The organism is Flavobacterium anhuiense, from assembly GCF_050990855.1.
Lineage (GTDB): Bacteria > Bacteroidota > Bacteroidia > Flavobacteriales > Flavobacteriaceae > Flavobacterium > Flavobacterium anhuiense_C.
Genome location: NZ_CP158861.1, coordinates 3,209,481 through 3,233,055 on the forward strand (window position 1 = coordinate 3,209,481; position 23,575 = coordinate 3,233,055).

The 23,575-nt window shown below is 34.0% G+C and carries 19 protein-coding genes; 16 read left to right on the forward strand and 3 right to left on the reverse strand.

Features of this window, described 5'->3' with window-relative positions:
• The first annotated feature begins 6 nt into the window (after positions 1–6).
• The gene (locus ABTV69_RS14335) at positions 7–1,047 is read left to right on the forward strand and encodes an agmatine deiminase family protein (RefSeq protein ID WP_433829861.1); all 1,041 of its coding nucleotides are present in this window, start codon (positions 7–9) and stop codon (positions 1,045–1,047) included.
• A 215-nt stretch (positions 1,048–1,262) separates the two neighbouring features.
• Positions 1,263–2,447 carry an endonuclease/exonuclease/phosphatase family protein gene (locus ABTV69_RS14340; protein WP_433829863.1) on the forward strand — a complete coding sequence of 395 codons (1,185 nt, stop codon included), beginning with the start codon at positions 1,263–1,265 and terminating at the stop codon, positions 2,445–2,447.
• 393 nt (positions 2,448–2,840) lie between these two features.
• Here the strand turns inward: ABTV69_RS14340 and fahA are convergent, their stop codons facing one another.
• Positions 2,841–4,127 carry a fumarylacetoacetase gene (gene fahA, locus ABTV69_RS14345; protein ID WP_433829865.1) on the reverse strand — a complete coding sequence of 429 codons (1,287 nt, stop codon included), beginning with the start codon at positions 4,125–4,127 and terminating at the stop codon, positions 2,841–2,843.
• A gap of 110 nt (positions 4,128–4,237) precedes the next feature.
• Here fahA and glyA point away from each other — a divergent pair, with 110 nt between their 5' ends.
• From glyA to ABTV69_RS14370, 5 genes are all read left to right on the forward strand, one after another.
• Positions 4,238–5,512, forward strand: a complete 1,275-nt coding sequence (gene glyA, locus ABTV69_RS14350) for a serine hydroxymethyltransferase (protein ID WP_433829867.1) — start codon at positions 4,238–4,240, stop codon at positions 5,510–5,512.
• Between the two features lie 144 nt (positions 5,513–5,656).
• The gene (locus ABTV69_RS14355; RefSeq protein ID WP_132079980.1) at positions 5,657–6,250 is read left to right on the forward strand and encodes a tRNA-(ms[2]io[6]A)-hydroxylase; all 594 of its coding nucleotides are present in this window, start codon (positions 5,657–5,659) and stop codon (positions 6,248–6,250) included.
• Between the two features lie 237 nt (positions 6,251–6,487).
• On the forward strand, positions 6,488–7,528 hold the full coding sequence (locus ABTV69_RS14360) for a GMP reductase (RefSeq protein WP_433829869.1): 1,041 nt from the start codon (positions 6,488–6,490) through the stop codon (positions 7,526–7,528).
• 1 nt (position 7,529) lies between these two features.
• Entirely contained in the window at positions 7,530–8,027 is a 498-nt protein-coding gene (locus ABTV69_RS14365) for an N-acetyltransferase family protein (RefSeq protein ID WP_433829871.1), read from the forward strand.
• A gap of 265 nt (positions 8,028–8,292) precedes the next feature.
• Complete coding sequence (locus tag ABTV69_RS14370; protein WP_433829873.1) at positions 8,293–8,613, forward strand: hypothetical protein; 321 nt, start codon at positions 8,293–8,295, stop codon at positions 8,611–8,613.
• 165 nt (positions 8,614–8,778) lie between these two features.
• Here the strand turns inward: ABTV69_RS14370 and ABTV69_RS14375 are convergent, their stop codons facing one another.
• Positions 8,779–9,357: a pentapeptide repeat-containing protein gene (locus ABTV69_RS14375; RefSeq protein WP_433836714.1), complete on the reverse strand. Its 579-nt coding sequence runs from the start codon at positions 9,355–9,357 to the stop codon at positions 8,779–8,781.
• A 157-nt stretch (positions 9,358–9,514) separates the two neighbouring features.
• Here ABTV69_RS14375 and aspA point away from each other — a divergent pair, with 157 nt between their 5' ends.
• The 6 genes from aspA to ABTV69_RS14405 all read left to right on the forward strand — a co-directional run bounded on the left by aspA (position 9,515) and on the right by ABTV69_RS14405 (position 16,463).
• Entirely contained in the window at positions 9,515–10,924 is a 1,410-nt protein-coding gene (gene aspA, locus ABTV69_RS14380; protein WP_433829875.1) for an aspartate ammonia-lyase, read from the forward strand.
• Positions 10,925–11,080: 156 nt separating this feature from the next.
• Positions 11,081–12,367 (forward strand): BamA/TamA family outer membrane protein, encoded by a 1,287-nt coding sequence (locus ABTV69_RS14385; protein WP_433829877.1) that lies wholly within the window; start codon positions 11,081–11,083, stop codon positions 12,365–12,367.
• Positions 12,368–12,525: 158 nt separating this feature from the next.
• A complete protein-coding gene (locus tag ABTV69_RS14390) occupies positions 12,526–13,200 on the forward strand; it encodes a response regulator transcription factor (protein WP_433829879.1) in 675 nt (224 codons plus the stop codon).
• Position 13,201: 1 nt separating this feature from the next.
• The gene (locus tag ABTV69_RS14395; RefSeq protein ID WP_433829881.1) at positions 13,202–14,584 is read left to right on the forward strand and encodes a HAMP domain-containing sensor histidine kinase; all 1,383 of its coding nucleotides are present in this window, start codon (positions 13,202–13,204) and stop codon (positions 14,582–14,584) included.
• 83 nt (positions 14,585–14,667) lie between these two features.
• Entirely contained in the window at positions 14,668–15,390 is a 723-nt protein-coding gene (locus tag ABTV69_RS14400; protein WP_433829883.1) for a hypothetical protein, read from the forward strand.
• Positions 15,391–15,515: 125 nt separating this feature from the next.
• On the forward strand, positions 15,516–16,463 hold the full coding sequence (locus ABTV69_RS14405) for a bestrophin family protein (RefSeq protein WP_433829885.1): 948 nt from the start codon (positions 15,516–15,518) through the stop codon (positions 16,461–16,463).
• Between the two features lie 166 nt (positions 16,464–16,629).
• On the opposite strand, the gene ABTV69_RS14410 is transcribed toward ABTV69_RS14405, so the two are convergent.
• Positions 16,630–18,051, reverse strand: coding sequence for a PLP-dependent aminotransferase family protein (locus tag ABTV69_RS14410; protein WP_433829887.1), 1,422 nt, complete (start codon positions 18,049–18,051; stop codon positions 16,630–16,632).
• A 109-nt stretch (positions 18,052–18,160) separates the two neighbouring features.
• Here ABTV69_RS14410 and ABTV69_RS14415 point away from each other — a divergent pair, with 109 nt between their 5' ends.
• From ABTV69_RS14415 to ABTV69_RS14425, 3 genes are all read left to right on the forward strand, one after another.
• Positions 18,161–19,075: an EamA family transporter gene (locus ABTV69_RS14415; protein ID WP_433829889.1), complete on the forward strand. Its 915-nt coding sequence runs from the start codon at positions 18,161–18,163 to the stop codon at positions 19,073–19,075.
• A 301-nt stretch (positions 19,076–19,376) separates the two neighbouring features.
• Positions 19,377–21,641: an acyl-CoA dehydrogenase family protein gene (locus tag ABTV69_RS14420; protein WP_433829891.1), complete on the forward strand. Its 2,265-nt coding sequence runs from the start codon at positions 19,377–19,379 to the stop codon at positions 21,639–21,641.
• Between the two features lie 205 nt (positions 21,642–21,846).
• Positions 21,847–23,490, forward strand: coding sequence for a DUF6377 domain-containing protein (locus ABTV69_RS14425; protein ID WP_433829893.1), 1,644 nt, complete (start codon positions 21,847–21,849; stop codon positions 23,488–23,490).
• The last annotated feature ends 85 nt before the right edge of the window (positions 23,491–23,575 follow it).

Here is a 23,575-nt window from a genome sequence, read left to right on the forward strand (position 1 = left end):
GTATTTATGTCAACAAATAATAGAAGATTTCCAGCAGAATGGGAAAAACAACAAGGAATTGTATTGTGTTTTCCGCATAATGGTAACGATTGGCCAGGAAAATATGAAGCTGTTCAATGGGCTTTTGTAGAGTTTATTAAAAAAGTAGCGACTTTTGAAACTGTTTTTTTGGTAGTTGCTGATGAAAAGCTAAAAGAAAAAGTAGCGGATATGCTCGAAAGAGCTCGAGTAAATCTTAAAAACGTTTCTTATATTATTCATAAAACCAACAGAAGCTGGATGCGTGACTCAGGGCCAATTATTGTAAAAAATGGTTCTAAAAGAGAAGCTTTGAATTTCAACTTCAACGGTTGGGCAAAATATAAAAACTATCAATTAGATAAGTTTGTTCCTGGTAAAGTAGCCGATTTTATTGATGTTCCTTTAACTCAAGTAATGTATAAAGGAAAACCAGTAATTGTAGAAGGGGGAGCAATTGATGTAAACGGAAAAGGAACTTTATTGACTTCTGAAGAATGTTTAATGCATCCAACAATTCAAGTTAGAAACCCTGGTTTTACTAAGGAAGATTACGAAGCAGTTTTTAAAGAATATCTTGGCGTTACCAATGTAATTTGGTTAGGAGACGGAATAGAAGGTGATGATACTCACGGACACATCGACGATTTATGCCGATTTGTAAATGAAGATACCATCGTAACGATTGTCGAGACAGATAAAAACGATTCGAATTACAAGCCTTTGCAAGACAATTTGAAACGTTTGCAAAACGCAAAATTAGAAAACGGAAAATCTCCAGTGATTGTAGCGTTACCAATGCCAAAACGTGTAGATTTTGAAGAGTTGCGTTTGCCAGCAAGTTATGCAAACTTCTTGATTTTGAATAATTGCGTTTTAGTGCCAACATTCAATGATAGCAACGATCGTGTAGCTTTAAATATCTTAGCAGAATGTTTCCCAGATCGTGAAGTAATCGGAATTAGTTGTATTGATTTTATCTGGGGATTCGGAACTTTACATTGTTTAAGTCAGCAGATTCCTGCATAAAAATAATAGTCACTGAATTAAATAAAAATCATTTTGATTTTTTATTATGTCGTATAATTAGCAGATATGTAGATGCTTAATTGTATTTTTTGAGCTGCCGCTATTATGCGGCAGCTTTTTTTTGTTGTATATTTAACAGACAGACTTGTCGTGTGTCACGATCAGCTTCTTATATTCGTATGTTCAACAATGCAGCAATGCAGATTTTATTTTATATGAAGAAAATATTTTTTATCCTTTCCGTGCTTTCTTCCGGAGTACTTTTTTCACAGTCTGATTCGCAAGAAAAAAATGAACTTACATTTGCGACCTACAATGTAAGTATGGAGTCTGATAATTATTCTCCAAAAGGAGCAATGGGGAAATCAGAACAGATGTTAATTAATCAGCTTAATTCAGGAAACAATGCTCAAATCAAAAATATAGCCCATATTATTCAAACTGTTAGGCCAGATATTATTCTGCTAAACGAATTTGATTACATTAAAGATCCTGAACTTGGTGTAAAGGCATTTGTTAAAAATTATTTGAATATAAGCCAAGGTGGAGCGACAGCTATAGATTATCCTTACTATTATTATTCAACAGTGAACACAGGCCAGCCAAGTTCCTATGATTTGAATAATGACGGAAAGTTGGATGGTTTTGGAAATGATGCATGGGCATTTGGTGTGTATCCTGGGCAATATGGAATGATGCTTTTGTCTAAATATCCGATTGATGCTAATGCCATTCGTACTTTTCAGCATTTTAAATGGAAAGATATGCCAGGAGCATTGATTACTAAAAAAGCAGATGGATCAGATTGGTATAACAAGAAAGCGTGGAAGGAATTTCCTTTATCTTCAAAATCACATTGGGATGTTCCAGTGCAAATTGGGAATAAAATAGTTCATGTCTTAGTCAGTCATCCAACTCCTCCAACTTTTGATGGTGCTGAAGATCGCAATGGGAAAAGAAATCATGACGAGATTCGATTCTGGAAAGATTATATTTCAGAGAATTCAGCTTCGTATATTTATGATGATAAAGGCGGGAAAGGTGGTTTAGTTCCGAATTCTCAATTTGTTATAATGGGAGATCAAAATGCTTCGCCAGTTGAAGGAGATGCTATAAGAGAAGGCATAAAGTCTTTAATAGAAAGTCCGAAAATTAATAGCGATTTTATACCTGCTAGTAAAGGTGGTGCTGAATTTAGTCCGCAGAATCCTTTTGGAATCAATCATACTGCTTTTTGGAGAATGCGTGCTGATTACGTGTTGCCATCCAGACTTGGTTTTAAGGTTGTGGGCAGCGGTGTTTTTTGGCCTGCAAAAGGAGAGCCAATGTCAGAATTAGTTGAAAAGCGAGAATCAAGCTCAGATCATCGATTGGTTTGGGTAAAAGTGATTTTGGAATAAATAATTTTTGGTGAAGAGGAAATTTCCACAACTAATTTCGTTACGATAATACAATTCTTGCAATCTTCGAGTGAAAATTTCTTAAGATCAGTAAAAAGAAAAAAGCTTTGCTCTCTAGCTACTCTTTGCGGTAAATTTTTACTGGGTATGATTTTTTGTTTCTCGCAGATTTGGCAGATTTAATAGATTTTTTATTTCTATCGTAAAAATCTGCGCAAATCTTTCATTGTATTCAAAATCTGCATTATCGGCTAAATCTGCGAGAGAAATAAAATTTAGATTTATTAGCAAATCAACACACAATCTTTGCGAGATTCAAAATATAAGCATAAAAAAACCTTGGTCATCACCAAGGTTTTTTATTTTCTATATCTCTTCAGACTTGTCTGCTCTTCATTGTTTAATAAAAGGAGGTAACAACTGGCTAGAAACTTCTCCAAAACCAATTCTTACTTCAGTATTTTCGCAGAATCCACGAATGATTACGGTATCATTATCTTCAATAAATTTACGTTCGCTTCCATCTTTTAGCGTAAGCGGATTTTTTCCTCCCCAAGTTAGTTCTAACATAGAACCAAAACTATCTGGAGTTGGGCCAGAAATTGTTCCAGACCCCATCATGTCGCCAGAGTTTACGCGACATCCATTAGAGGTATGGTGTGCTAATTGTTGGCTCATTGACCAATATAAATATTTGAAGTTAGATCTTGAAATAACAGTTTCTTCTTCTTGATCTTCAGGTTTTAATGAAACTTCCAAATGAATATCAAAAGCTTTTTTTCCTTTTGTCTGTAAATACGGAAGTGGAGTAGGATCTTGTTTTGGCCCTTTAGTTCTAAAAGGCTCTAGAGCGTCCATAGTCACAATCCACGGTGAAATTGAAGTAGCAAAGTTTTTAGCTAAAAATGGTCCAAGAGGCACGTATTCCCATTTCTGAATATCACGAGCACTCCAGTCATTTAGTAAAACCATTCCGAAAATATAATCTTCTGCTTCGTAAGTTGAAATATTTTCGCCCATTACATTTACGTCTGTTGTAATGAAAGCAGTTTCCAATTCAAAATCTACTAAACGAGAAGCGCCAAAAACAGGCGTATCATGTCCGGCAGGTAGAGTTTGCCCCATTGGTCTGTGAACTGGAATTCCAGAAGGTACAATTGTCGAGCTTCTTCCGTGGTATCCCACTGGTATGTGAAGCCAGTTTGGCAATAAAGCATTATCTGGATCACGGAACATTTTACCTACGTTTGTAGCATGTTCTCTACTGGAATAAAAGTCGGTATAATCGCCAATTAAAACAGGAAGTTGCATCTCTACATCTTCAATTTTAAATATAACAATATCTCTATGTTTTGTTGAATCTCTTAATTGCGGATTAGTTTCGTCGAATATATCTGCGATACGATTTCGAACCAAACGCCATGTTTTTTTTCCGTCAGAAATAAAATCATTTAGCGTATCCTGCATAAACATATCATCGGTTAATTCTATTCCTTCAAAATAGTTTAATTGCTGTAAAGCCCCTAAATCTATGGCGTAATCGCCAATTCTAGTTCCTACAGTAACGACATTTTCTTTCGTAAGAAATACACCAAAAGGAATATTCTGAATAGGGAAGTCGCTATTTTCTGGCACTTCTAACCATGATTTTCTACTGGTATCGTTGGCGGTTATCGGCATGTTTTAATGTTAATTATTTGTTGAAAAATTACATGTCAAATATATCATAATCTAGCAGTTTGACAAACGTTTTTTTGTATTTTTGCGTGAAATTAACGAAAAACAAAAAAATGCAACGCGACGAACAAATTTTTGATCTTATCCAAGAGGAGAAAGAAAGACAAATTCACGGATTAGAGCTTATTGCTTCAGAGAATTTTGTAAGTGATGAAGTAATGGCAGCAGCAGGGTCTGTTTTAACTAATAAATATGCAGAGGGTTATCCTGGTAAAAGATACTACGGCGGTTGCGAAGTAGTTGACGTTATTGAGCAAATTGCTATTGATAGAGCTAAAGAATTATTTGGAGCTGAGTATGCAAACGTACAGCCTCACTCAGGTTCTCAAGCAAATACAGCTGTTTACCACGCTTGTTTGAATCCTGGTGATACTATTTTAGGTTTTGACTTATCTCACGGTGGTCACTTAACTCACGGTTCTCCAGTAAACTTCTCAGGACGTTTATATCGTCCAGTTTTCTACGGTGTAGATGCTGAAACTGGTCGTTTAGATTATGATAAAATTCAAGAAATTGCAACTAAAGAACAGCCAAAATTAATTATCGCTGGAGCTTCGGCTTATTCTCGCGATATGGATTTTGCTCGTTTCAGACAAATTGCAGACAGCGTGGGAGCAATCTTATTTGCTGATATTTCTCACCCAGCAGGTCTTATTGCAAAAGGATTATTAAGCGATCCAATTCCTCATTGTCATATTGTTTCTACAACAACGCATAAAACATTAAGAGGACCACGTGGAGGTCTTATTTTAATGGGGAAAGATTTTCCAAATCCACAAGGATTAACAACTCCAAAAGGAGAAATCAGAATGATGTCTTCATTATTAGATCTAGCTGTTTTCCCTGGAAATCAAGGTGGACCTTTAATGCACATTATTGCTGCTAAAGCAGTTGCTTTTGGTGAAGCGCTTAAAGATGAGTTCTTTACTTACGCAATGCAATTACAAAAAAATGCAAATGCAATGGCTGACGCTTTCGTAAAAAGAGGTTACAACATCATCTCTGGCGGAACTGACAACCACATGATGCTTATTGACTTAAGAAATAAAAATATTTCTGGTAAAGAAGCTGAAAACGCATTAGTAAAAGCTGAAATTACAGTAAACAAAAACATGGTTCCTTTTGACGATAAATCTCCATTTATCACTTCTGGAATTCGTGTTGGAACAGCTGCAATCACAACTCGTGGTTTAGTTGAAAAAGATATGGAAACTATCGTAGCTTTAATCGATAAAGTTCTTGCAGATCATACAAATGAAGATCTTATCGAAGAAGTTGCTGAAGAAGTAAACGAATTAATGAGCGAAAGACCAATTTTTGCATATTAAAAATTAGTCAAAAGTCATAAAGTCGAAGGTCGAAAGTCTAAAATGAAATGCGAATTTCTATTTTAGTTTTTGATCTTCGATTTTCTTTTTAAGTTTTAACTGACTTTATGACTTTCGACTTTCAAACTTTAAGACTTAAAAAAAATGGGCGTATTAAGATTACAATTGCCAACTGACCCAAGATGGGTAAATATTGTTGAGAAAAATATCGAAGAAATCTTAACAGATCACGCTTGGTGTGAGCAAAAAGCAGCGACAAATGCGATTACAATTATCACGAATAACTCTGAGCATCAAGATTTAGTAAAAGATTTATTGGCTTTAGCCAAAGAAGAAATCGATCATTTTGAGCAAGTTCATAATATTATTATCAAAAGAGGATTAAAACTAGGACGCGAGCGTAAAGACGATTACGTAAACGAACTATACCAATACATGAAGAAAAGCGGAGACGGAAGTCGTGTTTCTGGTTTGGTTGAAAGATTATTATTTTCAGCAATGATCGAAGCAAGAAGTTGCGAACGTTTTAAAGTACTTTCTGAAAACATTAAAGACGAAGAATTAGCTCTTTTTTATAGAGAATTAATGGAAAGCGAAGCAGGACATTACACTACATTCATTACATACGCACGTAAATACGGAACAGGAATCGACGTTGAAAAACGCTGGAGAGAATGGCTGGCTTTTGAAGAATCTATCATTACTAATTACGGTAAAGGAGAAACGATTCACGGGTAAGTTTTTTTGTTTGTTTTGTTTCAAGTTTCAAGTTTGTCACGTTGGGTTAGCTTTGTGAATCTCCGTAAGATCTTGCTACTCTCTGTCGAATTTCAATTGACGTTTGTCAGGCTGAGCGAAGTCAAAGCCCACGCAAAGTAAAAACCAATTGTTCAAAAGTTCAGGTTTTTGTTAATCTAATATCTAAAATTTAAAATCAGAAATTCTTAAATTTGAGAGTAACCAAAATCTCGAACTATGAGAATAGAAATGGATTTAAAATTAGGGTTTAAAGACGTAATGTTTAGACCTAAAAGATCAACGCTTAAAAGCAGATCTGAAGTTTCCTTAGAACAAAATTTCAAATTCTTGCATAGCACTGCAAGTTGGACCGGGGTTCCGATTATGGCGGCCAACATGGATACTGTTGGAACTTTTGAAATGGCAAAGGTTTTGGCAAAAGAAAAACTTTTTACAGCCATTCATAAACATTACACTATAGAAGAGTGGAATTCATTTCTAAAAAATGCAACACCAAATTTTTACGATTACATTGCTGTAAGCACTGGAACAGGAAAAGAAGATTTCGAGAAAATTGAAAAAATAATTACCGCAAATCCGTTACTGAAATTCATTTGTATTGATGTTGCTAACGGTTATTCAGAACATTTTGTTCAGTTTTTAAAGAAAACCCGAAAACAATATCCCGATAAAATTATTATTGCAGGAAATGTCGTTACAGGTGAAATGACCGAAGAACTTCTTTTAGCTGGTGCTGATATTGTAAAAGTCGGAATTGGGCCAGGTTCTGTTTGTACAACTCGTGTTAAAACAGGAGTTGGTTATCCGCAACTTTCAGCTATTATTGAATGTGCCGATGCAGCTCACGGGCTTGGCGGACACATTATAAGCGACGGCGGTTGTACAACGCCAGGTGATGTAGCCAAAGCTTTTGGCGCCGCGGCCGATTTTGTAATGCTTGGCGGAATGCTAGCAGGTCATACTGAAAGCGGAGGGGAGCTAATTGAAGTAAATGGAGAAAAATTCAAGCAGTTTTACGGAATGAGTTCGAAAACGGCAATGGACAAACATGCTGGTGGTGTTGCAGAATACAGAGCAAGCGAAGGAAAAACAGTTCAAGTTCCGTTTAAAGGAGATGTTATTGATACTGTTTTGGATATTTTAGGCGGAATAAGAAGCACTTGCACGTATGTAGGAGCTTCAAGATTAAAAGAACTTACAAAAAGAACCACTTTCATCCGCGTAAGCGAACAAGAAAATCAAGTTTTTAAAAAATAATATGATTCAAATTACCGAAGCATCGATTGGAGATATTGCCAAAATTCAAGAGATTGCACATATAACTTGGCCAATTACGTATGGCGAAATTCTAACTGCAGCACAATTAGAATATATGTTGGATATGATATATTCTGATGAAGCACTCTCAAAACAAATTCAGAATAAAGAGCAGTTGTTTTACATGATTTCAGATGCTGATTCTGTTATTGGTTTTATCGGAATTGAACACAATTACAAAAACGAAGCAATAACAAAAATCCATAAAATTTATCTTTTGCCAGAAACGCAAGGAAAAGGTTTTGGTAAAATTGTTTTTGAAGAAATTGGAAAAATGGCTTTAGAAAACAATTCAAAAAAACTGCTATTAAACGTAAACCGTTTTAATACCGCTTTGAATTTCTATAAAAAACTTGGTTTCGAGATTAAAGAAACTGTAGATATAGAAATAGGGAATGGTTATTTAATGGAAGATTATGTGATGGGGAAAAATATTTAATTGTAGTTTTTTGCTTGTTAATATTATTTGTAGATTTGCTTTTTAAGCGTTTGCATTTATGACATGGGAGAAATAATTTTAGGAGTTATAATAAGTATTATAACGGGTTTAATATCATCGTATTTATTTTTAATGCATTTTTTAAATCGGAAAAGAGTCAAAATAGAAATTTCCTCTTTTATAAGTAAGGTTGTTTTCGAAGGAGAAACAAATTACTTTTTCAAGTTTGTAAATATGACAGATTCAGAGATATTCGATATAAGAATTGAGCCTACTTTTTACAAACAAGTTGGGCGGTGTAGGAGGAATGAATATTCAGGGAAAAGATATTGAGTTAAAGGATGACTTTATTTCCTATATTCCGCCTAAAAATAAAAATGACAATAATAGTTTGCATGCAATGAGAGTTCGAACGACAGAGGATCTAGAAATGAATTGGGGTGACGCTTCATCATATATTAGACTAACAGTTATTGCTAAACATTCATTATCTGGTTTTACAAATATTTTTGTAAAAGATTTTTACTCGAAAGATGTAATTACCACTAGAAAATTTAAATCAGGGGATGATTTAGATGTTGCATAATTTTTAACAGTAGTAAATTGCAATTTGTTTTATTAACCCGTAATATTGTATATATAAATTAACTTAAATTTAGTTATTATGAAAAGAGATGTAATAGTAGGATAGTTTCCAAAAGAAAATAATATATAATATAATAGCCAGTTTAATACTGGCTTTTTTTTGCTTTTAACTTACCACAATATCATGCTTAAACAGCAATCCTTTTACTTCACTCAAAGAAAAAATAGCTTTCTTTAATTTAGTTTTAGATGGATCGATAGTGTAATTGTAGCTCGTTTTAAAATCGGCTTTATTAGCGATGGCTTTGTTAAATTCTGAACGATATAAATCACAATTATAGAAAACGACACTCGTAAGATCTGCAGCCATAAAATCAACGGCAATCAAACTGCAGTTGGTAAAAAATGTTCCTTTTAATTTTAGCGTATAAAACTTTGAGAAGTCTAAAATACAGTCGTTAAATTCGATTTCAAAAATTAGTTTATCGCACATTGCAAAGTTGACATCTTTAATCTCACATCGATTGAAAGTTGCAGTTCTAAAAGCGACGTAATTAATTTTGGCTTCGGTAAAAATGCAATCATTAAAAACGCAGTCGATAAAAGTGACGGCAAGAAAAGTGCAGGCAGAGAAGTTACAATTATTAAAAACGCAGCATTCGAAGTCTTTAAAATTAAGATCGTCTTTGGCGTAAATAATCGTATTGTATTCTTTATCAAGAAAATATTCGCTTTCCTTTTTCAATTCTTTTTTGATAATTGTTTGAGGCTGAAAAGGTACTAATTTGCTGTAGAATTTTCCACGAAAATTGTAAATCATTTTGAAATAATTAACGGCTTTAGAATAAAAATACTGTAGCTTTACGCTTATTTTTTACGCTAAAATTTATCAATTTCACAATATGGAATCAACAAGAAAAGAACATGATTTTCTAGGAGAATTAGAAATTCCAAATCATTTATATTACGGAATCCAAACTTTCAGAGCAGTTGAAAACTTCAATATTACGGGTATTCCAATTTCAAAAGAGCCTTTATTTATTAAGGCTTTAGGATATGTGAAAAAAGCGGCGGCCATGGCTAATAAAGATTGTGGTGCAATTGATCCTAAAATTGCAGAAGCGATTTGCTACGGAAGCGATCAGGTTATTGCTGGTAAATTTGATAACGAATTTGTAAGCGATTTGATTCAGGGTGGAGCAGGAACTTCTGTAAATATGAATGCCAACGAAGTTATTGCTAATATTGGACTAGAATATTTAGGTCACAAAAAAGGAGAATACCAGTTTCTTCATCCCAATAATCATGTAAACTGTTCGCAGTCTACAAACGATGCTTACCCATCAGCTTTTAGAATTGCTTTGTATTTAAAAATGGAGAGCTTTATTAAAACGTTCGCAGGTCTTGAAGTCGCTTTCGCTAAAAAAGGAGAAGAATTTAAAGAGGTCTTGAAAATGGGAAGAACGCAATTGCAAGATGCTGTTCCGATGACTTTAGGGCAAGAATTTAAAGCCTATGCAACCACAATTGGCGAAGACATTCAACGTTTAAGAAATGCGCAAGAATTATTGTTGGAAATCAATATGGGGGCAACCGCTATTGGAACAAAAGTAAATGCGCCAGAAGGTTATCCAGAAATCTGTGTGAAATATTTGGCAGATGAGGTTGGAATTCCGTTAACGCTTTCGCCAGATTTAATTGAGGCTACGGTAGACACAGGAGCTTACGTTCAAATTATGGGAACTTTAAAACGTTCTGCGGTTAAAATTTCTAAGATTTGTAACGATCTAAGATTGTTGAGTTCTGGGCCAAGAACAGGTTTGAACGAAATCAATTTGCCTCCGCGTCAGCCAGGATCTTCTATTATGCCAGGAAAGGTAAATCCGGTAATTCCAGAAGTGGTAAACCAAACTTGTTTTTATGTTATTGGACAAGATTTGACCGTTACAATGGCAGCAGAAGCAGGACAATTGCAGTTGAATGTAATGGAACCCGTTATTGCTTTTGCCATGTTTACTTCGTTAGATTATCTTTCTAATGCTATTCAGACTTTAATCGATAAATGTATTAATGGAATCACTGCAAACGTAGATCATTGTTACAATATGGTCATGAATAGTATTGGAATTGTAACACAGCTGAATCCGATAATCGGTTACGAGGAAAGTGCAAGTATCGCGGGAGAAGCATTAAAAACAAACAAAAGCGTGCATCAGATTGCTGTTTTGGAGAGAAAATTAATCACACAAGAAAAGTGGGATGAAATTTATTCTTTAGAAAACTTAATTCATCCAAAGTTCATCACAAAATAAATTTAAATGATATAGTTGAAAGCCGTCAAATATTTTTTGACGGCTTTTTTTGTTAAAATATATTGGAATTATTTAAGGTTAGTGCTTAAGATGTTGAAAATAAGACTTATATTTACAATAAGATTTGATTCTTATTTCTAAAACAAAACTTTGTAAATGGTGCTTTTTTTTCAAAATAATGCCGTTCTGTACAAGTCTAAAATCCTAGGATTATTATTTCTTATTTCCTTTAATTTATGTGCTCAAGAGGAAATAAAAAATTCTGAAATCGAAACCCCAAAAATCTGTCCTCCTAAAACCGTATTTGATCTTTTTAAAAAAGAAGACGACGCTCTAGTTGTTAAGCCAACAAAAAACAATTTCTTTTTAGTAATTCCGGCGATAGGATCGCAACCAGCAACGGGCTTCTTTTTTGGTGCGGTGGCGCAATATACCTTTAAAGGAAAAGAAGAAAAAGATAAATATTCAATTGCCAACATTGGAATTACGTATACGTTAAAAAATCAATGGCTTGTGAATGTTAAGAATAACATCTTGCTCAAGAATAATAAAATCTTTTTGAGTGGCGATTATAGGCTGTACTTGTTTTCGCAACCTAATTATGGTTTAGGAACCGATATCATTCCTTCAAGACGGGATCGTCCCTCTGGTTTTAATGTAGATTCGCTTGCGCAGGCAATGGATTACAATTATTTAAAATTCCATCAAACCGTTTCTTTTGAAGTAAAAGAGAATTATTATATCGGAGGTGGTATTAATATTGACTGGTATTCTAGTATAGACGATAAAGAGTTGGATGTTGCAAATGGAAAGTATACTTACCATTATAATTATAGCCAAAAATATGGGTTTGATAATTACGAATATTTCTTGAACGGAGTAAGTTTAAATTTGGTTCATGATTCTCGTGATAATCAAGTGAATGCTTCAAAAGGATGGTTTGCGAATATTAATTACAGATTTAATCCAGTACTTTTTAATAATCAAGATTATAGTAATGTTTTGTTTGCAGAATACCGTCATTTTATTCCTGTTTCGCATAAAAATCCTCATTATATTTTAGCCATTTGGACTTATGGACAATTTGTGACCAAAGGAAAAGTGCCCTATTTAAATCTTCCTGCAATTGGTTGGGATCAACGCAGTAGGAGTGGAGAGGGATATACGCAGGGATTATTCAGAGGAAATGGGTTGGTTTATTTATCAACAGAATTTCGTTTTCCTATTACATGCAACCAATTATTGAGTGGCACAGTCTTTACCAATTTTGTCACGGCAAGTAATTCTGATAATGACTTAAAACTATTCAAATCAGTACAGCCAGCCGCTGGTTTTGGTTTAAGGCTTTTGATTGACAAAGCATCTAAAACCAATCTAATTTTTGATTATTCGTGGGGTAACAACTCAAAAGGATTCTATCTGAATGCAGGTGAGACTTTTTAAAAGTTAATGATAAGGAGCTTTAAGCGTAAAATAATATCAAAAAGCAGGCTATTCGGCCTGCTTTTTAGATTCTTCATAATTTAATCATAATTTGCAATAATGTACCAGATTATGTTAAATTGTATTCCTATTTTTGTTGTATATACAAACTTCTTAAGATGAAATTACTTATAGTTGAAGACGAACCAAATCTATTATCGATATTAAGAAAAGGATTTGCAGAGAATAATAATGAAGTAAGCGTTGCAATGGACGGTAAAACGGCTATGGAGATGATTCATAATTATACCTTTGATGTTGTAATTTTAGATGTAATGCTTCCTGATGTTAACGGAATTGAAATTTGCAGAAGACTACGCGCGGCAAAAAACTTTGTACCTATCTTACTTTTAACGGCTTTAGGAACCTCAGAAAACATTGTCACTGGACTTAATGCTGGTGCCGACGACTATTTGGTTAAGCCTTTTAAGTTTGGCGAATTAGATGCTAGAATAAATGCGCTGTACAGAAGATCACAACAGGAAACAGAAAAAATAGATACCATTACAATTGCTGATTTAGAAATTAACGGACGTGCTAAAACGGTTAAAAGAGATGGAGAAAACATCATTTTAACAGCTAAGGAATTCAAGCTATTATATTATTTGGCTAAAAATACAGGCAGAATTGTTTCGCGAGATCAGATTTTGGATAACGTTTGGGATATTAATTTTGACATGAATACCAACGTTGTAGATGTATATATTACGTATTTAAGAAGAAAGATAGACAAGCCTTATTCTACCAAACTTATTCACACTATGAAAGGATTGGGGTATGTTATAAAACCATAATATGGATATTAGAAAAAAAATTACTTTTAATTACGTTGCACTATCTACCTTCAGTACATCGCTATTATGTATCATTGTGTTTTTCTTGTTTAGGGAAAACAATCGATACCACTTTTTAAAGCGTTTGGACGATAGAGCTAAAATTGTTTCTTCTATTCATTTTCAAAAAGATCCAGAAAAAATCAAATATTACAAGAATCTTAAAAAGAATGGTCTTGAAGAATTGATTGAGGAAGAAGAATACGTATTAAAAATCAACAGTCACAATAGTTTTGATTATAATACTAATTTAAATCTTCCAAATTCTTTTTACACCAATATTTTAAGAACAGGAAAAGATTCTTTTGAAAGAGATAATAAATATTATTTAGGACAAATTTTTCAAGAGAACAATCAGCGATATATTGTAATTGTTGGGGCAAGAGATCGTAAAGGAAAAGATACGACCGTTTATATTGTCAAAATCATGCTTTTTGGCGGTATCGGTTTTGTGATTTTGGCTTTTCTATTAGGACGATTTTTAGCCAAACGTGTTATCGATCCTGTAGCAAGAATTACAAAAGAAGTAAAAAGAATTAGCGCTTCTAATCTTCATAATCGACTTCCTGAAGTCAAAAACTCAGATGAAATTTCAGATTTGACGAATACTTTTAATAATATGCTGGATCGTTTGGAAACTTCTTTTGAGATTCAGGCGAACTTTATTAATAATGCATCTCATGAATTAAAAACGCCAATAACAACTATTATTGCTGAATCTGAAATTATGCTGCTTAAAGAAAGGCAACAGCATGAATATATAGAATCGCTGCAAAATATTTACAGTCAAGCTTCTAGATTAGGAAACTTAACTGAAAGTTTGCTGAAACTGACTCAAACGGGTTACGACGGACAAAAACAAGTGTCTGATATTGCTAGAATGGACGAATTGTTATTGGATGTAAAATCAGATTTAGATAAAATTTATCCAGACAACCGAGTAAGCATAAAGCTTAATTTTGCTCCTGAAGATTCAAATTTATTATTGTTGCCATGCAATAAACCGCTTTTAGAATTGGCTATCAATAATATCATCACCAACGGAGTAAAATATTCTGATAATAACGAAGTGTTTGTGAATCTTTCTGCTAATAAAGAAATGATTAAAATCACGATTAACGATATTGGAATCGGGATTCCTCCAGAAGATATTCCGCATTTGTATGAGCCTTTCTTTAGAGGTAAAATTGCTGCCAAGTACATTGGGTACGGTTTGGGACTTCCTTTAGCTTCTAAAATCATTCGAATGCATGACGGTGAACTTCAAGTGCAGTCTGAGCAAAACAAAGGAACAATCGTTACCATTATCTTCAAGAAACTCAACATTAAAAAATCTAATGTTTAATTTTAGAAAATTCTAATTTTAGATTAATATCGCTCTAAGTTGTTGATAGTTAATTTGTAAGTATAAACTAAATGGATATGCTTATGAAAAATTTTCTTATACCTACGACTTTAAAAGATGATACAATTTCGGCTGTTAAATCTGCGGTGAATCAGTCTAAAAATACTGAATCAGAAATTATTTTAGTATTAGTTTCAGAAGCCCCTGATACATTTTCATCTTCTGGTTTTTTAAGAGAAATGAAATCAGGACTTACCAGAAGTCAGGAAGAAGTTCTAGAAACCTGCCGTTATATCGTTGAGCACACTTCAAACATAAAATTAAAAGTTCATAACCAATATGGACTTTCAGCACCAATTTTTAAAAGGCTAATTGAAGTCTTTTCAGTAAAATTGGTAATTCTTACGCATTCTTATAAACAAGAAACCAAAAGAATTCATCAATATTTGGTGCAATTGGCAGGAAATCAGAAATGTCCGATTCTGCATTTAAGCACAGAAATTAATAAAGAAGTTTTCTATAAAGCACTTTACGTAGAAAATTCTAGCATGAACATTCCTGTAAAAGATATTCAGGATTTCTTGAGCGCCAATTTCTCTTTCGAAATTGTAAGCCAAACGGCTAGTTTTGAAGACGATTACGAAAAAGTTGCTCCATTTTTATCAGAAGCCATTTCTAAACACAACATCGATATGTTGGTTGAAACCAGAAAAGGCGAAAAAATCAAATTTAAAAAATCGAAAAAAGAAAATGTCAATGAAAAACTAGGACTTCCTGTTCTTTCATTGTATGAAGAGATGGTTTAGTACTAAGCTTCTGAGTTTCTAAGCTACTAAGCCTCTAAGTTTTTTAATTCTTAGCGCTTAAAGGCTTAGCACCTTAGCATCTTAGAAGCTTAGTAGCTTAAAAAAAATAATTTAAATCCGAAAATATGTTATTAAAGAAAAGAATACCAATGAAGTACGTTCTCGGGAAAATTAAAGTAGAAATTGCTTTAGTATTGGCTTATACCATACTATTTGAAATTTTTCATCATTATTTTATCAATCTTCCCGTAGATATTCCGATTGCGATTCCGACCATGATTGGAACGATTATTTCCTTATTGTTAGCTTTTAAGTCTAATCAAGCTTACGACAGATGGTGGGAAGCGCGAATTGTTTGGGGGGCTGTTGTAAATGATTCTAGAACTTTGATTCGTCAGGTTTTAACGTTTTATGAAGATCCAGATTATTCGGTTGAAGCGAGTGAATTCAAAGAGAATTTTGCAAAAAGACAAATCGCGTGGTGTTATAGTTTAGGCGAATCGCTTAGAAAAAGAGATGCTATAAAACCGCTTGAAGGACTATTAAACGAAGAAGAAATTAAATACATCAAGAACCATCAAAATGTTCCTAATGCAATTTTAATGCTTCATGCAAGAGATTTGCGAACTGCGAAAAACGAAAAAAGATTGAATGTTTATCAACAAGTTGAAATCGATAATACATTGTCAAGATTGTGCGATGAAATGGGAAAATGTGAGCGTATTAAAAATACGATTTTTCCAACTACCTACAGCATGTACATTCGATTAACGTTGTGTTTGTTTATTTTGTTATTGCCTTTTGGATTAACAAGTGTTTTAAGCTGGTTTGCGATTCCGCTGATTACCGCAATAGGGGCTGCTTTCTTTTTGATTGAAAGAATGGCGATTCATTTGCAAGATCCGTTCGAAAACAGGCCTACAGATACACCAGTTACAGCGATTGCAAACACTATTGAAAAAAATATCAAGCAAATGCTAAACGAATACCAAAGCGAATTTGATATTCTGAATGAATTTGACTTAAAAGACGATCCTAAGAAAGTCGAAAAGGACGCTTACTTTGTCTTATAACTATTTAATTTTGGTCTTCTTTTAATTGTTGGTTGGACAGCGAGTAGTTGCGCTGTCCAACATTTTTTTGTCATTGCGAGAAACGAAGCAATCACGCTAACCATAATGAACAAAGTTTGATTTGGCAAGTGTGATTGCTTCGTTCCTCGCAATGAAAGAAAAGCGATTACAATTGATGAGCCAATCTCCCCAATGTCTGAATCGCAGTTCGCAGTTCATTAGACCAAGGCAATCCAAAACTCAAACGCATACAGTTTGAAAATTGATTTTGAAACGAAAAAATCCTTCCTGGCGCAATACTAATATTATGTTTAAGCGCTAAATGATAAAAAGCTGCCGTATCTATTTTTTTATCCAGTTCTACCCAAAGAAAAAATCCACCTTGTGGCTGACTTACTTTGGTTCCTGCAGGGAAAGATTCTAAAACAGTATTAATGTAATTGGTGCAGTTTCGATTCAAAATCTGACGAATTTTTCGCAGATGATTTTCATAACGGCCATTTTTCAAGAAATCGCCAACCACTTCGTGCGTAATTGTGGAATTGGAAATAGTATGATACAATTTCGTTCTTAAAACCTCTTTTTTAAATTTCCCTGGAGAAACCCAACCCACGCGATAGCCAGGTGCCAAAGTCTTAGAAACCGAACTGCAGCACAAAACAATACCGCTTTCATCATAGGTTTTACAATTGGTTGGTCGGCTTGCGCCAAAGTACAAATCGCCATGAATATCGTCTTCAATTAACGGAACATTGTAGAAATCCATCAAACGCACAATTTCTTTTTTATGTTCATTAGGCAGCATACTTCCAGACGGATTACTGAAATTACTCATCAAAACACATGCTTTTACTTTGTTGCTAGACAATGTTTTTTTGACTGCTTCCAATTCAATTCCCGTTGTCATATTGGTTGGAAGTTCCATTACATACAATCCTAAAGATCGGGCCAATTGCAGAATTCCAAAATAAACCGGACTTTCTGTAATAATCGTGTCTCCCGGTTTAGTCAGCGTCAATAAACAATCTGAAATGGACGAAATACAGCCCGGAGTTGTAATAATATCTTCTTCAGTCAAAGTACCGCCCCAAGTAAAAGACCAGCGGGCAATTTCTTTTCTTAAATTACTATTTCCTTGAATTTCCTCATAGCTCGTTCCGCTATTGGGCAATTGACGCATTGCTTGAACCATTCCTTTATTCAGTTTAGCAATAGGAAGCAACTCATTAGAAGGAAAACCGAGAGAAAGCATTGTGACGTCTTTGGTGCGCATATCGCCATAAACCAAGTCAATTAGATCTTCACGTTCAATATTTTCAAGACTTAAGCGAGGTTTGCTTGCCGAAGGTTCTGCAATTACGCGAGCAGAAATATTGCTTACATAGTACCCTGATTGCGGTCTTGACTCAATTAGCGAGCGGCTTTCAATTTCGTAATACGCTTTACTCACCGTGCTCATGCTATAACCCGTTTCGGCGCAGACTTCACGTATAGATGGCAATTTGTCACCCACATTTAAAACGCCAGATTTGATTTGTTTTTCGATGCGATCAGCAAATTGGAGGTATAAGTAATTCGAATTTTTCATAAGAAAATAAAAACTGTTATGCTGCAATTTACAAAAACTGTATCTGTATTGCTGTTTTATTTTTCAGAAATTTGCTTCATCAAAAGAAAACATTTCAAAAGCAATTTTTGTGAAAACAACAAAGTACTATATCGCGGCAATTTCAGCCTTTATTACATGGGGACTTTTCAGTTTGGTTTTAAAACCAATACATGAATATCCGTCATTAGATATTTTATTTTTTCGTGTTTTCAGTTGTGCAGGATTAATGCTTTTAATTTCTTTTTTATTCAAAAGAAAACAGGTAAGAGAAACCATTCAGATTTTTAAAGCATTATCAAAATCAGAAAAAAGAAAATCGATTCTGCTGAATATTGGCGGAAGCGTTTTTTTGATGGCAAACTGGTTTACTTTTATTTATGTTGTCAATCATGTGAGCGTAAAAGCGGCTTCTCTAGCGTATTTGGTTTGTCCAATTTTAACGACTTTATTAGCTTATTTTATACTGAAAGAAAAACTGCTAAAAACACAATGGCTTTCGGTAGGATTAAGTATTTCAGGATGCCTATTGCTTTCCTATAGCGATATAATGGATATGTTTTTCAGTATCATTATTGGATTAACGTATGCTGCTTATCTAGTAAGCCAACGCGCTAATAAAGGGTTCGACAAGTTTATTGTTCTGACGTTTCATATTACTTTGTCGGCCTTAGTATTATTACCTTTTTATCCGGTTTTTGGGGGACCGGTACCAACGGAATTTAAGTTTTATTTGTGCATTGAGACCATTGCAATTATGTTTACGATAATTCCGTTGTTTTTAAATTTGTATGCACTTTCTGGAATCAATTCTTCAACAGTCGGAATGTTGCTAAACATCAATCCGATGATTGCGTTTGGATTGGCGGCTTTCTTTTTCAAAGAAAATATTACACCTCTTCAAATTACAGCATACGGCATCATTTTTACCGCAGTGTTAGTTTTTAATTCGCATCATATTTTTGCCATAAAGCAAAAAGTGACCTCAATATCCAAGGGTTCTTAACTCTTAGTTTTCATATTTTTTATTGGTTTAAAATCGAAAATTATAAGAACCTTAACAGGATGTTTAAACAGGAATGAGTATTTTCCATTCCTGTTTTTTTATGCAATATTGCGAAAAAAATATTTAGCCACAGATTGCACGGATTAAATGGATTTTTTTCGCCACGAATTCACGAATTAGTTTAGCTCATTTTTTAAATAATTCGTGAATTAGTGGGTTAATCTATACGCAAAGAAGGCAATCCTTTTAATCTGTGTAATCTGTGGCAAAAAAAACTAAATCCAAACCGAATACTATTGATATGAAAAATACCAAGCTTCAAGCCTTTACTCCGTTATTTTATTTAGTGTGGTCAGATGATTTATTGACACAGAAGGAATTTGCAACTTTAAAAGAGTTCATCAATTCGCTTAATGTTTTATCTGAAGAGGAAAAAGAATATTTGCTTTCTAAGGCAGATATTTCGAATCCGCCTTCGCGAAATGAACTCACACAGTGGAAATTGGATATTGAAAAAAGTATTCAAGATAAATCTTCGATCAAGTCGATTTTTGATATAGCAAAAGCACTTTCAGGAAACGATTTGGATTTAACGCCAATCGAATCCGATTTCAAAAAATTAGAAAATGATTTAGGGATTTTAGGCGAAGAAGCACTTCAAAACTTCAAAACTAAGGCAGGTTCTTTTACTGCCGATTCTCATACCAATGCTAGTTTTGACATTCAGAAAATTACTCAAATTTTAGACGGAAAAGAAGCAGCGATAATTGAAAGAGTAAAATCGATTATTTCTAGACCTGAATTTGCTTACGAAACTTCAACTGACATTACTATTTTTAGGCAAACTGTTTACAAATGGTGCAAGATCCTAGCCGATGAAAATTTAGGAAGCATGGCTTATCCGAAAGAATACGGCGGAGGAGGAAATATCGAAGATTATTTTGCTATTATGGAAACGCTAAGTTACCACGATTTGAGTTTGGTAATTAAATTCGGAGTACAGTTCGGACTTTGGGGAATGAGCGTTCAGTCTTTAGGAACCGAAAAACATTATGCTAAATATTTAAAAGATATTGGTTGGCTAAAACTTCCAGGTTGTTTTGCCATGACAGAAACGCATCACGGATCCAATGTAAAAGGGTTGGAAACTACGGCAACTTACAATCATAACGATCAGACTTTTACCATTCACACACCCAACAAAAACGCTCAAAAAGAGTATATCGGAAACGCAGCGGTTCACGGACAAATGGCAACTGTTTTTGCGAAATTAATTATTGACGATCATGATTATGGCGTAAACGCTTTTGTGGTTCCGCTTAGAGATGCGAATGGAAATGTGGTAAATGGCGTTACAATTGGTGATTGCGGTCATAAAATGGGATTAAATGGCGTTGATAACGGAACTATTCGTTTTGATAATGTGGTAATTCCGAAAGAAAATATGCTGGATCGTTTTGCTTCTGTGAATTATAAAGGCGAATTCGAAAGCCCGATTCCGAGTGATAACAGACGATTTTTTACGATGTTAGGAACTTTGGTTGGGGGAAGAATCGGGATTCCGCGTTCGGCTTTAGCGGCAGCAAAATCGGGATTGACAATTGCCATTCGCTACAGCGACCAAAGAAGGCAATTTGGACCAGAAGGTGGCTCTGAAGTTTCTATTTTAAATTACAGAATGCACCAACGCAGATTGTTGCCCCCTTTGGCTAAAACCTATGCTGTTCATTTTGCACTTCAATATTTAACCAAAAGATTTTTAAATAGAACCGAAGCCGAAATGCAGGAAATTGAAGCATTGGCAGCCGGAATGAAATCGTATTCTACTTGGAGTACAAGAGATATTTTGCAGGAATGCAGAGAAGCGTGTGGAGGAAAAGGTTATTTGTCTGAAAATAGAATTGATGCGTTGAAAAATGACACCGAAATCTATACGACTTTTGAAGGCGATAATACCGTTTTAATGCAATTGGTGGCTAAAAATCGTTTGGCAGAATTTAGAAAGTCATTCGGAGAAATGGGATCGTTGGGAATCATTAACTATGTGTACGAAAATGCTAAAACTGCGATTGCAGAAAAGAACCCAATTGCAACCAGAAGGACAGATGACGAACATTTATTAGATGGAGAGTTTCATCTTCAGGCATTTGTTCACAGAGAAAAAACAATTTTGGCTTCTGCAGCGCGACGTATTAAGAAATTGATAGACGGCGGACTAGAACCTTATGATGCGTTCAATGTTGTGCAGCACCAAATGATTGATGTGGCTGAAGCTTACTTAGAAAGAATTGTTTTAGAGCAATTCCAAATTGCCATAAAAGAAGTAGAAGACGAATCAGCAAAAGCTATTTTGACAAAATTGAATCAATTGTATGCACTTTCGCAGATTGAAAAAAACAAAGCTTGGTATCTTGAAGATGGATATATGGAAGCAGTAAAAACCAAAGCCGTTCGTAAAATGGTAAATCAGCTTTGTTGGGATATTCGTCCAGATGCTGTCGCTTTGGTAAATGCTTTTAGCATTCCAGAAAGCTGTTTGTCTGCTCCTATTGCAGCTCATGTATAAGAAAAAGAGTTTTTTAATAAATGATTTCGGTTTGGTTTATTTCATATCGAAATCATTTTGCTTATAGCAAATCCTGTTTTGTGATTTTTTTATTTATGCCAATAGTCTAAATTATACCCGTTTTTAGTACATTTTAACCACTGTCAAATAATTCATTTTTTATATTTTCGCTTTGCTATATTTGTAAATCCTTTATTAAATCGCTTTGAAAAAATATTTCTTATTTCTGTTTCTTATACTAAACTTTCCTCTTTTTGCATCGGAGAGTACAGATGTTATTTTAAAAGAATTAAACGAAGCGATCAAAAATAAACAACATTACGTAAAGATTAAGGAAGAACGAATTCTGAATTTCAAAAAGATAAAGTCCGATAACCTTACGAAAGAGCAGGAGTACAATTACAATAAGACGCTGTATTTTGAATATCAAAAACTTAATTCAGATTCGGCTATTCAATACGTAAAAAAGAACCTGAAAATTGCAGAAGAACTTCAGAACAAAACGCTTTTTAATTTAGCGCAATTGCAATTGGTGACCCTTTATTCTTCTTCAGGAAAATATCGCGAGTCTGAAGCGATTTTGAAAAGCATTAATAAAAACAATCTAAATCCTTCGCTACTTCCCAATTATTATATTTCATATCGTGAGTTTTTTGAGCATTATGCAGCGAACAGTTACAGTGCAGAATACAGCAAACAAATTGGTAAATATCGAGATTCTTTATTAAATATTCTAAACCCGAATACGTTAGATTATAAGATTAATAGAATTCAACAAGATGTTTTTATTGATAAAAAATACAAAGACCCGAAGCAGCAATTATTGGCTTTATTAAATAAAACAAAAGAAGAAAGTCCGCAATATGCGATGATTACTTATTTGCTAGGAAAAATTGCAGAAGCTACACACGATTTAGAAGCCAGAAAAAAATACTATGCACTTTCTGCAACCTCAGATATAAAAAATGCTAATAAAGACAATGCTTCTTTGCAAGAATTAGCTTTGGTTTTCTATGAAATTGGCGATGTAGACATGGCGTACAAACTTACGCAATCCGCAATTGAAGACGCCTTGTATTGTAATGTTCAGTTTCGAACTTTATTAATGTCGGAGGTTTATTCGATCATTAATACGGTTTATCAGGAACGAGAAGCACAAAGAAAAAGTGATTTACAAATTTATCTGCTTTGCATCAGTCTGCTTTCTCTGTTTTTGTTGGTTGCCATTATTTATGTGTATAAACAGATGAAAAAGGTTTCTAGAATAAGAACCGAACTTTATGAAACAAGTCAGAAATTGGCAGAATTGAACAAGGATATTACCGAAACCAACAGCCGATTACAGGAAAGCAATCTGCAATTGTCTGAATCTAATTTGGTTAAAGAAGAATATATCGCTCATTTTTTTAGCCTTTGTTCTACCTACATCAATAAATTGGAGAATTATCGCATTAGTCTAAATAAAAAAGCGACAGCTAAACAATTCGACGAAATTTATAAAATATTAAAATCAACTACTTTGGTTGATAACGAGCTCGAAGAATTGTACAAAAACTTCGATATTATCTTTTTAAACTTATATCCAACATTTGTAAAAGATTTCAATGCCTTATTAATCCCTGAAGAACAGATTACGCTCAAGCAAAATGAACTGTTAAATACTGAGCTTCGAATTTTCGCTTTAATCAGACTTGGAATTACGGACAGTGTTAAAATAGCGGCATTTTTACGTTATTCTTTAAGTACAATTTACAACTATCGTACGAGAGCTCGAAATAAGGCTGCCGTTTCGCGAAATGATTTCGAAGAAATGGTCGTGAAAATTGGTTCTATGTCTTTGAAAGCATAAATATTTATTTTAAAACTACTACTTTTTTTGAGTTGTAATTTTGTTTAAATATCTGTAAGTTAATGTTTTAAATTTTTAAACCACT

Excerpts from the sequence above, each read along its gene's own strand:
- ABTV69_RS14390 (WP_433829879.1), top strand. The coding sequence starts at position 12,526 with ATGAAATTACTTATAGTTGAAGACGAACCAAATCTATTATCGATATTA.
- ABTV69_RS14355 (WP_132079980.1), top strand. The coding sequence starts at position 5,657 with ATGGGCGTATTAAGATTACAATTGCCAACTGACCCAAGATGGGTAAAT.
- glyA (WP_433829867.1), top strand. The coding sequence starts at position 4,238 with ATGCAACGCGACGAACAAATTTTTGATCTTATCCAAGAGGAGAAAGAA.
- ABTV69_RS14410 (WP_433829887.1), bottom strand. The coding sequence starts at position 18,051 with ATGAAAAATTCGAATTACTTATACCTCCAATTTGCTGATCGCATCGAA.
- ABTV69_RS14335 (WP_433829861.1), top strand. The coding sequence starts at position 7 with ATGTCAACAAATAATAGAAGATTTCCAGCAGAATGGGAAAAACAACAA.
- ABTV69_RS14395 (WP_433829881.1), top strand. The coding sequence starts at position 13,202 with ATGGATATTAGAAAAAAAATTACTTTTAATTACGTTGCACTATCTACC.
- ABTV69_RS14400 (WP_433829883.1), top strand. The coding sequence starts at position 14,668 with ATGAAAAATTTTCTTATACCTACGACTTTAAAAGATGATACAATTTCG.
- ABTV69_RS14360 (WP_433829869.1), top strand. The coding sequence starts at position 6,488 with ATGAGAATAGAAATGGATTTAAAATTAGGGTTTAAAGACGTAATGTTT.
- ABTV69_RS14420 (WP_433829891.1), top strand. The coding sequence starts at position 19,377 with ATGAAAAATACCAAGCTTCAAGCCTTTACTCCGTTATTTTATTTAGTG.
- ABTV69_RS14385 (WP_433829877.1), top strand. The coding sequence starts at position 11,081 with ATGGTGCTTTTTTTTCAAAATAATGCCGTTCTGTACAAGTCTAAAATC.
- fahA (WP_433829865.1), bottom strand. The coding sequence starts at position 4,127 with ATGCCGATAACCGCCAACGATACCAGTAGAAAATCATGGTTAGAAGTG.
- ABTV69_RS14405 (WP_433829885.1), top strand. The coding sequence starts at position 15,516 with ATGTTATTAAAGAAAAGAATACCAATGAAGTACGTTCTCGGGAAAATT.
- ABTV69_RS14340 (WP_433829863.1), top strand. The coding sequence starts at position 1,263 with ATGAAGAAAATATTTTTTATCCTTTCCGTGCTTTCTTCCGGAGTACTT.
- aspA (WP_433829875.1), top strand. The coding sequence starts at position 9,515 with ATGGAATCAACAAGAAAAGAACATGATTTTCTAGGAGAATTAGAAATT.
- ABTV69_RS14365 (WP_433829871.1), top strand. The coding sequence starts at position 7,530 with ATGATTCAAATTACCGAAGCATCGATTGGAGATATTGCCAAAATTCAA.